13 protein-coding genes are annotated in these 15,415 nt (G+C 59.6%); 4 read left to right on the top strand and 9 right to left on the bottom strand.

Annotated elements, in window-relative coordinates; genetic code table 11:
• Positions 1-80 precede the first annotated feature (80 nt).
• Positions 81-836, bottom strand: coding sequence for an anti-sigma factor family protein (locus tag AB4N44_RS06755; RefSeq protein ID WP_150751122.1), 756 nt, complete (start codon positions 834-836; stop codon positions 81-83).
• A complete protein-coding gene (locus AB4N44_RS06750) occupies positions 833-1,339 on the bottom strand; it encodes an RNA polymerase sigma factor (RefSeq protein ID WP_460109610.1) in 507 nt (168 codons plus the stop codon). The genes AB4N44_RS06755 and AB4N44_RS06750 overlap by 4 nt, the downstream gene beginning before the upstream one ends.
• Positions 1,340-1,496: 157 nt before the next feature.
• Between AB4N44_RS06750 and AB4N44_RS06745 the strand changes: the two genes are divergently transcribed.
• Positions 1,497-2,603 (top strand): catalase family peroxidase, encoded by a 1,107-nt coding sequence (locus AB4N44_RS06745; RefSeq protein ID WP_455806452.1) that lies wholly within the window; start codon positions 1,497-1,499, stop codon positions 2,601-2,603.
• Positions 2,600-3,145, top strand: coding sequence for a cytochrome b (locus AB4N44_RS06740; RefSeq protein ID WP_123594163.1), 546 nt, complete (start codon positions 2,600-2,602; stop codon positions 3,143-3,145). The genes AB4N44_RS06745 and AB4N44_RS06740 overlap by 4 nt, the downstream gene beginning before the upstream one ends.
• On the opposite strand, the gene AB4N44_RS06735 is transcribed toward AB4N44_RS06740, so the two are convergent.
• The 3 genes from AB4N44_RS06735 to AB4N44_RS06725 all read right to left on the bottom strand — a co-directional run bounded on the left by AB4N44_RS06735 (position 3,142) and on the right by AB4N44_RS06725 (position 6,454).
• On the bottom strand, positions 3,142-4,335 hold the full coding sequence (locus AB4N44_RS06735) for an MFS transporter (protein WP_460109613.1): 1,194 nt from the start codon (positions 4,333-4,335) through the stop codon (positions 3,142-3,144). The two genes, AB4N44_RS06740 and AB4N44_RS06735, sit on opposite strands and share 4 nt — an antisense overlap.
• A 148-nt stretch (positions 4,336-4,483) precedes the next feature.
• Positions 4,484-5,635 (bottom strand): M14 family metallopeptidase, encoded by a 1,152-nt coding sequence (locus AB4N44_RS06730; RefSeq protein ID WP_460109615.1) that lies wholly within the window; start codon positions 5,633-5,635, stop codon positions 4,484-4,486.
• Positions 5,636-6,115: 480 nt separating this feature from the next.
• Positions 6,116-6,454 (bottom strand): DUF6124 family protein, encoded by a 339-nt coding sequence (locus AB4N44_RS06725; RefSeq protein ID WP_093434137.1) that lies wholly within the window; start codon positions 6,452-6,454, stop codon positions 6,116-6,118.
• A 130-nt stretch (positions 6,455-6,584) separates the two neighbouring features.
• On the opposite strand from AB4N44_RS06725, the gene AB4N44_RS06720 reads away from it, so the two are divergent.
• Positions 6,585-7,244, top strand: a complete 660-nt coding sequence (locus AB4N44_RS06720; RefSeq protein WP_224794656.1) for a LexA family protein — start codon at positions 6,585-6,587, stop codon at positions 7,242-7,244.
• A 40-nt stretch (positions 7,245-7,284) separates the two neighbouring features.
• Here AB4N44_RS06720 and AB4N44_RS06715 read toward each other — a convergent pair whose 3' ends face one another.
• From AB4N44_RS06715 to AB4N44_RS06700, 4 genes are all read right to left on the bottom strand, one after another.
• Positions 7,285-9,234, bottom strand: coding sequence for an acetyl/propionyl/methylcrotonyl-CoA carboxylase subunit alpha (locus AB4N44_RS06715; protein WP_150751117.1), 1,950 nt, complete (start codon positions 9,232-9,234; stop codon positions 7,285-7,287).
• Positions 9,234-10,049, bottom strand: a complete 816-nt coding sequence (locus tag AB4N44_RS06710) for a gamma-carboxygeranoyl-CoA hydratase (protein ID WP_127928979.1) — start codon at positions 10,047-10,049, stop codon at positions 9,234-9,236. The genes AB4N44_RS06715 and AB4N44_RS06710 overlap by 1 nt, the downstream gene beginning before the upstream one ends.
• A 13-nt stretch (positions 10,050-10,062) precedes the next feature.
• On the bottom strand, positions 10,063-11,667 hold the full coding sequence (locus AB4N44_RS06705) for a carboxyl transferase domain-containing protein (protein WP_460109619.1): 1,605 nt from the start codon (positions 11,665-11,667) through the stop codon (positions 10,063-10,065).
• A gap of 97 nt (positions 11,668-11,764) precedes the next feature.
• Positions 11,765-12,928 (bottom strand): isovaleryl-CoA dehydrogenase, encoded by a 1,164-nt coding sequence (locus AB4N44_RS06700; protein WP_122590347.1) that lies wholly within the window; start codon positions 12,926-12,928, stop codon positions 11,765-11,767.
• Between the two features lie 294 nt (positions 12,929-13,222).
• Here AB4N44_RS06700 and AB4N44_RS06695 point away from each other — a divergent pair, with 294 nt between their 5' ends.
• Entirely contained in the window at positions 13,223-14,920 is a 1,698-nt protein-coding gene (locus tag AB4N44_RS06695) for an AMP-binding protein (RefSeq protein ID WP_460109622.1), read from the top strand.
• The last annotated feature ends 495 nt before the right edge of the window (positions 14,921-15,415 follow it).

Genomic DNA, 15,415 nt, shown 5'->3' with positions numbered 1-15,415 from the left:
GGGATGTCAGTCGACAACAGTGTTGCTGATCCACCGCATTCGCGAGCAGGCTCGCTCCCACATTGGAGTCCTCACTGGATTCAGAATTGCAGTGATTGCTTGAGCTGTTGCGCCGCCGGCGTATCAACCGGGCTGACCATCGCATAGTTGTACCCGTCGCCCGACCAGTACTGCGCCTGCAAGTCTCCGTCACTGCGGCTGCCACGGGGCAAAAAGGTGTTCTTTGGCCCCGGCGGGCGCACGTAGAAACTCACCTTATGCCCGCTGCCATCCTCATACATGACCATCGCCGCCGGGCCTTCGTCAGTGCTGAGCAAGCGTCCGCTGACCGGTTCGAACCCGGCCGCCTTCAGGTCCGGTAAACGACTGGCCCGGTTGAAATAACGATCGAGCCAGCGTTGCATGTCGCCGTCATTGTCGACCTTGTAATCGGCCGGCAGCATCCCTTGCTGGGCGATCAAGCGATAGGCTTGCAAGGCGTCGGTCATCGGTAACATGGATGGGCGCACGAGAGTCATTTCGCGAGCCTGCCAGCCACTGAAGCCTCCGATGCTCACTGCGATCAGCAACACCGCGGCGCTGGCCAGATGACGCCGTGACTGACGCTGGCGGCGCTGACGGATCATGGCAGGGTCAAGGGCCGGATTGGCCGGTTGCTGCAACGCACCGCTGAGTGCCGCGCGCAATTGTTGGGCATCCTGTTGCCAGGCGCGAACCTGCGCCGCTTCGTCCGGATGGTTGGCCAGCCAGGTCTCCAGCACGCGCCGGTCGGTGTCGCTGAGTTGGTGGTCGACGTAGGCGTGCAAGTCACGCTCGTTGGGAGGCAGGCTGATCATTTGAGTATCCGCAAAGAAGGGCTGCTGATTTCGCCGTCGCTGAGCTGGCGTAATGCCTGGCGGGCGCGGGACAGGCGCGACATCACGGTGCCGATCGGGGCGTCGAGAATCTCGGCGACCTCTTTATAGGAAAGGCCTTCCACCGAGACCATCAGCAGCAGGGCGCGCTGTTCGGTGGGTAGACAGTCGAAGGCTTGCAGGGTCGATTGGGCGATGACTGTGCGCTCCGCCGAGGGTTCGGCATCGTCGCGACCGGTAAAGAACTCGAGCATCCGCGCGTAGCGTCGCGAGCGGCGATGGGCATCGAGAAACTGCCGATAGAGGATCGCAAACAGCCAGGCACGCAAGTCACCTTCAGCGCGTTTGTCGCCCCAACTCGACAGCGCCCGCTCAAGGCACGCCTGCACCAGATCGTCGGCGCTGCTGCTGTTGCGTGTCAGTGACACGGCAAAGCGGCGCAATCTGGGAATGATTTCTCTCAACTGTTCGTCGAATTCGCTCATGAAATTCTGCTAGTCACTACGCTGTGGACTAGGGAGACGTCCGTCGTTGGAGGTTATTCCACGTTCGGAAAAATAAATACCGAGGCGGGGAATAAATCCACACGAGGTGCGTCTTGCTGATTCTTCCTACTTGTGGCCGATGGCCCTGGAGTCTTTCATGGTTGATCGTTCATCACCCGATTCTGCACCGCCCGGCGGCCCACAGCGCCCGCCACTGAGTGCGGCGAGCCTGGTTCTGCGTCTGGGTGGCATTGCTGTGGTAGTCGCCGCGGTGGCCGGGGCGTTTGCCTACGTTCACGGTAACTTCGACCCACAACGCCTGACGCCAAAAGCGCTGGTCGATGTGCTGGAGAAGAACAACGGCGTACACCCCGGGTTTCGCCGTAACCATGCCAAAGGCGTGTGCGTGATCGGGCATTTCGAGAGCAGTGGCGAGGCGCGGGTGTTTTCCACTGCGCAAGTGTTCAACGAGCCGCAGACTCCGGTGGTTGGGCGATTCGCGCTGCCGGCGGGCAATCCGTATGCACCGGACAGCAGCGTGCCGATTCGCAGTCTGGCGCTGCGGTTCACCCAGGCCAACGGGCAGCAGTGGCGCACCGGGATGAACAGCATGCCGGTGTTCCCGGTCGGTACGCCTGAGGCGTTTTATCAATTGCAGCAGGCACAGTCGCCGGATCCAGCCACGGGTAAACCTGATCCGAGCAAGGTCCCGGCATTCTTTGCCTCGCACCCGGAAGCCGTGCCGTTTCTGACCTGGGTGAAAACCGCCAAGCCGTCGGCCAGTTACGCCACCGAAACTTACAACAGCGTCAACGCGTTTTATCTGGTCGACGCCAGCGGTAAAAAGCAGGCCGTACGCTGGAGCATGACACCGTTGGCACGGGACGCTGCGGGCGACACTGCGCCTGAGGGTGGCGATTTTCTCGAGAAGGATCTGGTGCAACGTTTGGCCTCAGCGCCGCTGCGCTTTCAGTTGAACATCACCCTGGCCAATCCTGAGGATCCGGTGAGCGATGCCAGCAAGACCTGGCCCGAAGGACGAAAGGTGTTGAATGCCGGCACGCTGGTGCTGGAAAAGACCCAGCCACAACTGAGCGGCGAATGCCGTGATATCAACTATGACCCGCTGGTGTTGCCGGCCGGGATTCAAGGTTCCGACGACCCGTTGCTCGCGGCCCGTTCCGCCGGTTACGCCAATTCCTACCTGCGTCGCACCAGCGAAGTCAGTCAGTTGCCCGCCGCTAAACAGGAGGCTCGTCCATGAGCACTCAACCGACGCATTTCGCCCTGTTGGCGCGACTGCTGCATTGGCTGATGGCGCTGATGATCATTGCCATGCTGTTTATCGGTGCGGGTATGGTCACCTCGGTTTCCGAGCGGCATGAATGGCTGATCCATCTGCACAAACCGCTGGGCATCGCGATTCTGGCGTTGGTGATTGTGCGTTTGCTGGTGCGGCTCACCACGCGCCAGCCACCGTTGCCCGCGGATCTGCCAGGCTGGCAAGTGCTGGCGGCCAAGGCTTCGCATCTGTTGTTGTACGCGTTGATGCTGGTGTTGCCGTTGCTGGGCTGGGCGATGATCAGCGCCTCGGGTGAGCCGGTCATGCTCAGCACAACGTTGCAGTTGCCATCGATCGTCCCGGCCGATGCGCAGTTGTTCGCGTTTTTGCGCAAGGCTCACGGGTATCTGGCCTATCTGTTGTTCCTGACGGTGCTGCTGCATCTGGCGGCGGCGTTGTTCCATGGCTGGGTGCGCCGTGACGAAGTGCTCGACAGCATGTTGCGTGGTCGCGATCGCAGTTAACTCATCGGAGTGGCGCATCGTGCCGGTGCGCCGCTTTTCAGGGTCAACCACCAGTAAGCCAGCGCCACGGCGTTGATGCCGGCGCCGAGCAGGCACACGCCGATCCAGCCGGCCCACGCGTACATCGCGGTCGAACCGATGGAGCCGAGTGCGCTGCCGATCGAGTAGAACAGCATGTAACCGGCAGTGAGGCGGCTTTGTGCTTCGGGGCGCACACTGTAGATCATGCTCTGGCTGGTGACGTGCACGGCTTGCAGAGCCAAATCGAGGGTGATCACACCCAGCAGTAATGCCCACAACGAGGATTGGGTGAGGGCGATCGGCAGCCAAGAGGCGAGCATCAGCAACAGCGAAAGTCCGCTGACCCATTGCCCGAGGCCGCGATCCGCCAAGTGTCCGGCCCGTGCGGCGGCCAGCGCACCTGCTGCGCCGGCCAGACCGAACAGACCGATTTGACTGTGCGACAGGGACAGTGGCGGCGCGGCCAGTGGCAACACCATCGGCGTCCACAGCACCATCGCGCTGGCGAAGGTCAGCAGTGCGAGGAATGCGCGTTGGCGCAGTACCGGTTCTTCTTTGAACAGACTGAATACCGAGGCGATCAGTGCGATGTAGCCAGTCGCCGGTTGTGGAGATTCGCGCTTGGGCAGGACGCGAAACAGCAGCAACGCCATGAACAGTGTCAGCCCTGCCGACAGAAAGTAGATTGCACGCCAGCCGGCCAGATCGGCCATGCCGCCGGCGACCGTGCGTGCCAGCAAGATGCCCACGACGATGCCGCTGGTTACCACACCGACCACGCGCCCGCGTTGTGTCGGGATCGCCAGTGTGGCGGCGTAAGCCACCAGCACCTGCGTCACCACGGCGAGCAGCCCCGTCAACGTCATGCCGAGCAGCAGCCAGACACTGCTGGGCGCCAGCGCGATCATCAACAACGCCGCTGCCGACAGCAGGGTTTGAGTGACGATCAATCGGCGTCGATTGAGCAGATCGCCGAGGGGCACCAGTAGCACCAGGCCGATGCCGTAACCGATTTGCGTCAGGGTGATGACGATGCCGATAGTCGCCGGCGACATCGCAAACGCTTCAGCCATGGCGTCCAGCAATGGCTGGGCGTAATACACGTTGCCCACGGCCAGACCGCAGGCCACAGAGAAAAGCAAAACGGCGCTGCTGTTGAGAGGTTTCATATCCCGCATCCTTTTAGGTTTCAAAATAAAACCTTGGTCACGGTATTGATTCAGGTTTTATTTTGCAACCTGTTTGCGCGAAAGTACGAATGGCAGAAAGCAAAAGATCGCAGACAAGCTGCGATCTTTTGAGGGACGGAGGAGGGGATCAGCGCAAGGTATCAACCATGTCGGCGATGGTGGTCAGCACGTCTTTGCCCAACTGTTTGGAGCGTTTGCCCGACCAGCCGGTTACCTTGTCGGGATGGTCGTCGTGATCCTTGAACGGCATTTCCAGGGTCAGTGACAGGCAGTCGTATTTCTGTCCGACGCTGTTGCACGCCAGGGTCATGTTGGCCTGGCCCGGTTCGTCGCGGGTGTAGCCGTACTTGGTCTGGAAGTCTTTGGTGGTGTGTTTCAGGTGGCTGCGGAAATGCTCTTCGAGCTTTTCGATGCGCGGCGTGTAACCCGGATTGCCTTCACAACCGGCGGTGAATACGTGGGGGATTTCTTCGTCGCCATGTACGTCGAGGAACAGATCGACGCCGTACTTTTCCATTTGCTGTTGTACGAAAAGTACCTCGGGGCTGATGTCCTGACTGGCGTTCTGCCAGGCGCGGTTCAAGTCCTGGCCCATCGCGTTGGTGCGCAAGTGTCCATGGAACGCACCGTCGGGATTCATGTTCGGCACCAGGTACAAATCAGCGCTGGCCAGCAGTTTGTTCAGCACAGGATCGTCGTGTCTTTCCAGACGTTCGATGACGCCTTCCATGAACCACTCGGCCATGTGCTCACCCGGATGCTGTTGAGCAATGATCCAGATTTTGCGCTGGCCTTCGGCGCCGGTGCCTTTGTGCAGCAGTTGAATATCGCGACCTTCGACGCTCTTGCCGGTGGCCAGCAGTTCGGTGCCGGCCTTGCTCAGGGCCTGGTCGATCAGCCAGTCGTGACGGCCACGGCTGTAGGGTTCGAAATACGCAAACCATGCATGGGTTTGCTCCGCCTCAAGGCAAAAACGCAGGCTGTCACCTTCAAAACTGGTTGGAATGCGGAACCAGTTGACGTGGTCGTAGGAGGCGACTGCCTGATAGCCGGTCCAGGCTTTGTTATAGGAGGACTGGCTGGCGTTGACCAGGCGAAACCAGTGTTCCTGATGAACATGCAGGCCGCTGGCCTTGAAGTGGAACCACTGAAAATGGGCGCTGCGGGTATCCGGGCGAATGGCCAGAACCGGATTGAGCGGATTGCTGATGTCGATGACTTGGATGTTGCCGCTGTCGAAGTTGGCACTGATGTCGAACGAGGATTTGGCCACGGTCATAATCGATTCCTGAATATGATTTTTATGGCCGTTACTTTACACGCAGGCAGGTCTGAAACCGAGGGGAATTGCGGGGTGTGGCGGGGGGCGTCCTCCATGACGCGGATGCAGCTTAGAGACTGTGCGATTGATTCTCAAGTGCTAATTGTCATTAGTTTGCCCCAATGTGGCCGGGCTCGGCTTGCCAAGCGATATTCTTTTGATATTATCCGCGCCATCGAATTCGCAACACCTAAAGACTTCATTAGCCTGAAGCCACAAGCCCGAAAAACGGGCAAAAAAAAGACCCGGCAAAAAGCCGGGTCAAAAACCGTGATTAGCCTGATGAGGAGATAGTCCAGAAGACCGACCTAAGGTCTCTGGTCCATCGACTGATCTCGCGACCAGCTGCATGCAATAATAATCATTATCATTTGCAAGTCAAATGTTTTTATCTGCGCGATTGGAAAATTCTTTCCTGTCCGTCCGGTGTCCCGTTGCTCAAGCTTCATCGCCATCGAGCGAATGGTCGACCATTGCCCGCGCCATATCCACCATGTGCACCACTGAAAACGCCAGATCGCGACTCGCGCCTTGCAGGTTTTCGGCTGCCTTGAACGCCGTGGCTGCGGCACAGCGCAACAGATCCGAGGCGTGCACCAGGGCTTCTTCGCCGCTCAGATGGCGCCTGACATCGAAAAAACGTTCGTCGACCTCGGGTTCTGACACAGCTGGTTTCAAGTAATAGTCCAACGCTCGCTGCGCCGCTGCATTGCCCTGAGGCGAGGTGAAGGTGGTGTCCATTTGCAGATCGGGCAAGTCTTTGCTGCTGATATTCATGATGAAGAGGCACTCCTTGGTCGATTGAAAATCCGTGCCTTCAGAATAGTACTCTGTGTAGTTGTGACCAGAATTTAAATACTACAATATGTGTTTTGCTGGCCGAAGGCGTCGACGTAAGGTGCTGCACATGGATAAATGGATTGAGTTGGTCAAGGCCAAGATGAGTGAACTCAAAATCACTCAAACAGAGCTCGGAGAGCGCGTCGGCATGTCCCAGGGCGGGATCGGCCATTGGCTGAACAAGCGTCGCGAACCCGGCATCACGCAAATGAATCGCGTGCTGCAAGCGCTGGGCATGGATTTTCTGGAAGTGGTGCTGGTGATCCGGGAACCGCAAATAACACCTGACGACGACATGCCGCTGGCGCAGAAGTACAACCCGTATTTCCGTTACCCGGTCAGCGATTGGCAGACGACGTGCGAGGTGCGCGAGAGCGACGCCACGTCCTATGCCAAGCCTTCAGGCAAACAGCGCTTCGAACTGACGGATTACCACGCGCGTGGTCCGGCGTTCTGGTTGACGGTGACGGGGGATTCAATGACCGCCCCCAGTGGCCAGAGCATTGCCGAAGGCATGCTGATTCTGGTTGATCCGGCGGCCGAGGCGGTGCCCGGCAAACTGGTAATCGCACAATGGCCCGACAGCCCTGAAGCGATTTTTCGCAAGCTCGACGAAGAGGGCGGCCAGCGTTACCTGGTGCCGCTCAATCCGACGTGGCCGAAAGCCCTGCTGACCGATGAGTGTCGAATCATCGGCGTTGTGGTTCAGGCAACGGCGCGTTACTAGTCAGATCGATCCTCGCCAGGCGTAGGATCGATCCTCATATTCACACTGCTTCCAGTTCAACCAAAGCGCTGCCTTCGCCGACCATTTCACCTTCCTGGCAATACAGCGCTTTGATCACCCCGGCATGCGGCGCACGGATGCTGTGTTCCATCTTCATCGCTTCCAGCACCACCAGTTGCGCACCGGCCTCTACCGATTGCCCAGCCTCGACCAGCACACGGACAATGCTGCCGTTCATTGGCGCGGTCAGTCCGCCCTGATGGCTGTGGCTGGCTTCGACGGCACTGATCGGGTCGTACGTCTCGATGCGCCGCAACTCGCCTTCCCATTGCAGATAGAGCGCATCGCCCTGGCGAATGGCGCGCAACGTACGACGGACTCCGTCGTGCTCGACGATGAGTGTTTCACCCGACAGTCTGGCGTGATCAGCGGCATTCAGCGTCAAGGCGCGATCCTGGCCCTCGCAACTCAAATGCAGGGTGATTTCCAGTGGCAGACCTGCACGTAAACCACTATTGAATGACCACGGCGAAGCAGGGTCATCCTGACGCACAAGCTGGGGCAGGCTTTGCGCCACCGCTTGAGCCGCCGCTTTCCAGAATTCATCGCTCAACGTGCCGGGGGCAGGCAGCAATTGCTCCTGATAGCGCGGAATAAACCCGGTATCCAGCTCCGCCGCCGCAAACGCGGGATGGGCGATGATCCGCCGCAAAAAGTTGATGTTGGTCTTCAATCCGCCAATCGCGAATTCGTCGAGCATGCTCAACAGACGCAGGCGCGCCTGCTCACGATCCTCGCCCCAGGCAATCAGTTTGCCGAGCATCGGGTCGTAAAACGGCGAAATTTCATCGCCTTCTTCAACTCCGCTATCGACCCGGCGCCCAGGCCCTTCAGCTGATTCGCGATACAACGCCAGACGCCCGGTCGCCGGCAGGAAGTCATTCGCAGGGTCTTCAGCGTACAAGCGCACTTCAATCGCATGACCGTTCAACGGCACCTGCGCTTGGGTGATCGGCAGCGCTTCACCACGGGCTACGCGGATCTGCCACGCGACCAGGTCCAGACCGGTGATGGCCTCGGTCACTGGATGCTCCACTTGCAGGCGCGTATTCATCTCCATAAAGAAGAACTCACCGCGCGCATCCAGCAAAAATTCCACAGTACCGGCGCCGACATATCCGATCGCCTGCGCCGAGCGCACAGCCGCCTCGCCCATCGCCCGACGCAGTTCCGGGGACAAGCCCGGGGCCGGAGCTTCTTCGACGACTTTCTGATGGCGCCGTTGAATCGAGCAATCACGCTCGTTGAGGTACAGGCAGTTGCCATGTTGATCGGCGAACACCTGGATTTCCACGTGACGCGGCTTGAGCAGATATTTTTCCACCAGCATCCGCGAATCGCCAAACGATGACTGCGCTTCACGCTGTGCCGAGGCGAGGGCTTCGGCGAGTTGGCTGACGTCCTCGACCACTTTCATGCCTTTGCCGCCACCGCCGGCCGTGGCCTTGAGCAGCACCGGATAACCGATACGCTCGCAAGCATCGCGGAAGGTCTCGAGATCCTGCGCTTCACCGTGATAACCCGGCACCAGTGGCACGCCAGCGGTTTCCATCAGCGCTTTGGCGGCGGATTTGCTGCCCATGGCATCGATGGCCGAAGCGGGCGGGCCGAGGAAAATCAAACCGGCCGCTTCGATAGCTCGGGCGAAACCGGCGTTTTCCGAGAGAAACCCGTAACCCGGATGAATCGCCTGCGCGCCGCTGGCCTTGGCCGCCGCGATCAGTTTGTCGATTTGCAGATAACTGTCGGCGGCTTTGCTGCCACCGAGATCGACGCGAATGTCGGCTTCACGGCTGTGCCGCGCTTCACGGTCGGTGGCGCTGTGCACGGCGACCGTGGTCAGGCCCAGCGCTTTGGCGGTGCGCATTACGCGACAGGCAATTTCGCCACGGTTGGCCACCAGCAGGGTGGTGAGAACAGGTGCGCTCATCAACGCGGCTCCTTGGTGGTGGTTGCGGCTTGCCAGCTCGGCGGACGTTTTTGCAGAAAAGCGCGCAGACCTTCCTGGCCTTCGGGGCTGACGCGGATACGGGCGATGGCGTTTTCGGTATAACGGCGCAGTGCCGGGGTCAGCGCGCCGTTGCCGACTTCACGCAGCAAATCCTTGCTGGCACGCATCGCGGCGGGGCTGTTGAGCAGCAGGTTGTTGATCCACTGTTCGACTTGTTGTTCCAGTTCAGCGGCTGGATAGCTGTCGGACAACAAGCCGATTTCCCGAGCGCGTTGGCCGCCGAAACGTTCGGCGGTCAGCGCATAGCGCCGCGCAGCACGTTCGCCGATGGCCTGCACCACGAACGGGCTGATTACCGCAGGGGCCAGACCAATGCGCACTTCCGACAGGCAGAATTGCGCATCATCGGCGCCAATCGCCATGTCGCAGCAACTGATCAACCCCAGTGCACCACCGAACGCCGCGCCTTGGACCACGGCGACTGTGGGAATTTTCAGCTTGGCGAGGTTGTACATCAGCTCCGCGAGTTCGCGGGCGTCGTCGAGGTTGGTGTGGTAATCGAGCTCGGCCGATTGCTGCATCCACGCCAGATCGGCGCCGGCGCTGAAATGCTTGCCGCGTCCACGCACCAGCAAGAAACGCAGGCTGGCGTCGCTGGCGACTTTGTCGAGGGCGAGGATCAACTCGCGGATCATTTCGGCGTTGAACGCGTTGTTCTTTTCGGCGCGGTTGAGCCACAGCGTCGCGAAACCCCGTGGGTCGGTTTGCAGTTCGAGGGTATTGAAGTCGCTCATGAGATTCTCCCGATCACATCCGGAACACGCCGAAGCGGCTCGGTTCGATTGGCGCGTTCAACGACGCGGACAAGGCCAGGGCCAGCACATCGCGGGTCTGCGCCGGGTCGATGACGCCGTCGTCCCACAGCCGTGCGCTGGAATAGTAGGGGTGACCCTGCTCTTCGTACTGGTCGAGAATCGGTTGCTTGATCTCGGCTTCCTGCTCGGCACTGAACGCCTGACCGCTGCGCTCAGCCTGTTCGCGCTTGACCTGCACCAACACGCCAGCGGCCTGTTCGGCACCCATCACGCCGATCCGCGCGTTCGGCCACATCCACAGGAAGCGTGGATCATAGGCGCGCCCGCACATGCCGTAGTTGCCGGCGCCAAAGCTGCCGCCGATGATCACGGTGAATTTCGGCACTTTTGCGCAAGCAACGGCGGTTACCAGTTTTGCGCCGTGCTTGGCGATGCCGCCGGCCTCGTATTTCTGCCCGACCATGAAGCCAGTGATGTTTTGCAGGAACAACAGCGGTATGCCGCGCTGGCAGGCCAGTTCGATGAAGTGCGCGCCTTTCTGCGCGGCTTCGGCGAAGAGGATGCCGTTGTTGGCCAGAATCGCGATCGGGTAACCGTGCAGATGCGCGAAACCGCAGACCAGGGTAGTGCCGAACAGCGCTTTGAATTCATCGAACACCGAACCGTCGACCAGTCGCGCAATCACTTCGCGCACGTCGAACGGTTGCTTGGCATCGGCGGAAACCACGCCGTACAACTCATTGCTGGCGTAGAGCGGCGCAATCGGCGCGCGTTGCTGCACTTCACCAAGCTTGCGCCAGTTGAGGTTAGCGACGCTGCGGCGGGCGAGGGCGAGGGCGTGTTCGTCGCTCTCGGCGTAATGGTCGGCGACCCCGGAAATCTTGCAGTGCACATCGGCGCCGCCCAGATCCTCGGCACTGACCACTTCACCGGTCGCAGCTTTCACCAATGGCGGGCCGGCGAGAAAAATGGTGGCCTGATTGCGCACCATGATCGCTTCGTCAGCCATCGCCGGCACATAGGCGCCGCCAGCAGTGCAGGAGCCCATGACCACAGCGATTTGCGGAATGCCCATCGCGCTCATGTTGGCCTGGTTGAAGAAGATCCGCCCGAAGTGCTCGCGGTCCGGGAACACTTCGTCCTGACGGGGCAGGTTGGCGCCACCGGAGTCCACCAGATAGATGCACGGCAGGCGATTCTGCTGCGCGATGGTCTGCGCGCGCAGGTGTTTTTTCACGGTCAGCGGGTAGTACGAACCGCCCTTAACCGTTGCGTCGTTGGCGACGATCATGCACTCGACGCCTTCGACACGACCGATCCCGGCGATCACACCAGCGGCGGGTACGTCTTCGCCGTAAACCGCGTGGGCGGCCAATTGACTGATTTCCAGAAACGGCGAACCCGGATCAAGCAAGCGGTTGATGCGCTCGCGCGGCAGCAGTTTGCCGCGCGAGGTGTGGCGCTCCTGAGCTTTCGCGCCGCCGCCTTGCGCCACTTGGGCGAGCAGGGTGTGCAGCGCGTCGACCTGTTTGAGCATCGCCGCGCTGTTGGCGGCGAATTCCGCCGAACGAGGATTGAGCTGAGTGTGCAGAATCATGGCTTACTCCGTAAGCAGCTACGAGTTGCAAGCTTGGAGCGGCAAGTTAAAGCGGTTCTCTTAAAGGTTGAAACTTGCGGCTCGCAGCTGACGAAATTCATTTCGTTTCGTTGAACAGTTCGCGACCGATCAGCATGCGCCGGATCTCACTGGTGCCGGCGCCGATTTCGTACAGCTTGGCGTCGCGCAGCAGACGACCCGCCGGGAATTCGTTGATGTAACCGTTACCGCCGAGAATCTGGATCGCGTCGAGGGCCATTTGTGTGGCGCGTTCGGCGGTGTAGAGGATCACGCCGGCGGCGTCCTTACGGGTGGTTTCGCCGCGTTCGCAGGCCTGGGCGACTGCATAGAGGTAGGCGCGGCTGGCGTTGAGTTGGGTGTACATGTCGGCGACTTTGCCCTGGATCAGCTGGAATTCGCCGATGCTCTGGCCGAACTGTTTGCGGTCGTGGATGTACGGCACGATCAGATCCATGCACGACTGCATGATCCCTGTCGGGCCGCCGGAGAGAACCACACGCTCATAATCGAGGCCGCTCATCAGCACTTTCACGCCGCCGTTGAGGACGCCGAGGATGTTTTCTTCCGGCACTTCGACGTCATCGAAGAACAGCTCGCAGGTGTTGGAGCCGCGCATGCCGAGCTTGTCGAATTTGTTGCTGCGGCTGAAGCCTTTCCAGTCGCGCTCGACGATGAAGGCGGTGATGCCGTGCGGGCCTTTTTCCAGGTCGGTCTTGGCGTAGATCACGTAAGTGTTGGCGTCAGGGCCGTTGGTGATCCAGGTTTTGCTGCCGTTGAGGACGAAGCGGTCGCCGCGTTTGTCGGCGCGCAGTTTCATCGAGACCACGTCGGAGCCGGCGTTTGGCTCGCTCATCGCCAGCGCGCCGACGTGTTCGCCGCTGATCAGTTTCGGCAGGTATTTGGTTTTTTGTTCATGGTTGCCGTTGCGGTTGATCTGGTTGACGCAGAGGTTGGAGTGCGCGCCGTAGGACAGCGCTACAGAGGCCGAACCGCGGCTGATTTCCTCCATCGCCACCACGTGTGCCAGGTAACCCAGCCCAGCGCCGCCGTACTCTTCCGGCACAGTGATACCGAGCAGGCCCATGTCACCGAACTTGCGCCACATGTCGGCGGGGAACAGGTTGTCGCTGTCGATCTGCGCCGCGCGCGGGGCGATCTCCTTGGCGACAAAGGACTGAACCTGATCGCGCAGCATGTCGATGGTTTCACCGAGGGCGAAGTTCAGGGATGGATAGCTCATGGGTCACCTTTTGGCTTTTTTGTAGGGTGGGGAGGGCGGTCACTCGGCTCTCACCTTTACGTTAACGTAAGCCTGTGACGGATGGCCGTCAATCACCCTTTACGTTAACGTCAACTTGAGCGAGAGTAGGGGCAGTTCAAGATTGAAAGCTGATTGGTTTTTGTAGGAGTGAGCCTGCTCGCGATCGCGTTGTGTCAGTCGACGTAAATGTTGACTGATGGATCGAGATCGCGAGCAGGCTCACTCCTACAAGTGATCGTCGGCAACCCATAAATAAAGACAATAGGGGTCGTCATGGATCAACCCAGTGCAAACCCGCAGCGCAGCTACACCCGTGGTTCTCAGGACAAAGCCTTGCTGGCGATGACCATCGGGCAAAAGTTCGATCAGACTGTTGCGCAATACCCGGACGGTGAAGCGCTGGTGGTGCGCCATCAGCAGTTGCGCTACTCATGGCGGCAACTGGCCGATGCGGTAGACCTGCATGCCAGAGCGTTGCTCGCTTTGGGTTTGCAGGCCGGTGACCGCCTCGGTATCTGGGCACCGAATTGCGCGCAATGGTGCATCAGCCAATTCGCTACGGCGAAAATCGGCGTGATCCTGGTCAACATCAACCCGGCCTATCGCAGTTCCGAACTCGAATACGTGCTCAAGCAATCCGGCTGCCAATGGCTGGTCTGCGCCGGGGCATTCAAGTCCTCGAACTACCACGGCATGTTGCAAGGCCTGGTGCCGGAACTGGCCGAACAATCCATCGGCCAATTGCGCAGCGAGCGGTTGCCAGAGTTGCGCGGGGTGATCAGCCTCGACGCGCAGCCACCGTCAGGTTTCCTGCCGTGGTCGCAATTGTCCGACATGGCAACCAGTGTCTCTGAAGAACAACTACAAGAACACAGTGACAGCCTGCACTTCGATCAAGCGGTCAACATTCAGTACACCTCCGGCACCACCGGTTTCCCCAAGGGCGCGACCCTCAGCCACTACAACATCCTCAACAACGGTTACATGGTCGGCGAAAGCATCGGCCTGACCCCGCGCGATCGCCTGGTGATCCCGGTGCCGCTGTATCACTGCTTCGGCATGGTCATGGGCAACCTCGGCTGCATCACCCACGGCAGCACGATGATTTACCCCAACGATGCCTTCGATCCATTGCTGACCCTGCAAACCGTCGCCGAAGAAAAGGCCACCGGCCTCTACGGCGTACCGACCATGTTCATCGCCATGCTCGACCAGCCGCAACGCGGCGAATTCGATCTGTCGAGCCTGCGCACCGGGATCATGGCCGGCGCGACCTGCCCGATCGAAGTGATGCGCCGGGTCATCAGCGAGATGCACATGAGCGAAGTGCAGATTGCGTATGGCATGACCGAAACCAGCCCGGTGTCGCTGCAAACCGGGCCGAACGATGAACTGGAGCTGCGCGTGACCACCGTCGGCCGCACCCAGCCACAACTGGAAAGCAAGATCATCGACGAGGTCGGCAACCTCGTGTCGCGCGGCACCATCGGCGAACTCTGCACCCGTGGTTACAGCGTGATGCTCGGCTACTGGAACAATCCGCAGGCCACCGCCGAAGCCATCGATGAGGCGGGCTGGATGCACACCGGCGACCTGGCGAGCATGAACGAGGAGGGTTACGTCAACATCGCCGGGCGTAACAAGGACATGATCATCCGCGGTGGCGAGAACGTTTATCCGCGTGAGCTGGAAGAGTTTTTCTTCACCCATCCGGCAGTGGCGGACGTGCAGGTGATCGGCATTCCGTGCTCGCGTTACGGCGAGGAGATTGTTGCCTGGATCAAGTTCCACCCCGGCCACAGCGCTTCCGAACTGGAACTGCAAACCTGGTGCAAGGAGCGCATCGCGCACTTCAAGACGCCACGGCACTTCAAGTTCGTTGAAGAGTTTCCGATGACGGTCACGGGCAAGATTCAGAAATTCCGCATGCGGGAAATAAGCATCGAAGAGCTACGCGAAAAGCACGCCTGACGAGGATTCAATGTGGGAGCGAGCCTGCTCGCGAATGCAGTGTGTCATTCAGGGCAGATGTGTCTGATACAACGCTTTCGCGAGCAGGCTCGCTCCCACAGGGGATACGCAGTGAAAACACAAATCACAGAAAGCACAAAGGGGAGCCGAAGCTCCCCTTTAATTTTGTCGTCGCGTGCTCTTTTTTATTATTGAGGGTCGGTCTGTTGTTGTTTTTGGCAACCGTTGCCCTTTACCGCTGTTTTTGGCGACCCCCATCCGGGGTCAAGAGCAAACGTATTTTTTTGAGCGCTGATCTGCTTTCTCGTTAAACGATCCAACCGATTCGGGAGCTACCTGAAGGTAGTTTTATTGTTCTCTGCCCGGTTGCGGGTTACTCCTGAGAGCACCCTGAAAAGCACACCTTCTCCAAAAAAATCTGTTAGCTGCGTCTCTGCCGTGTTGTTTTTGTTATGTCAGAGTCGGTACGTCTTATTTTTATTGGTTTGCTGCTTT

The sequence above is a fragment of the Pseudomonas sp. S3_C06 genome (assembly GCF_054667675.1).
The sequence above is the reverse complement of the archived record's forward strand: the minus strand, read 5'-3'. Positions and strand labels throughout refer to the sequence as shown.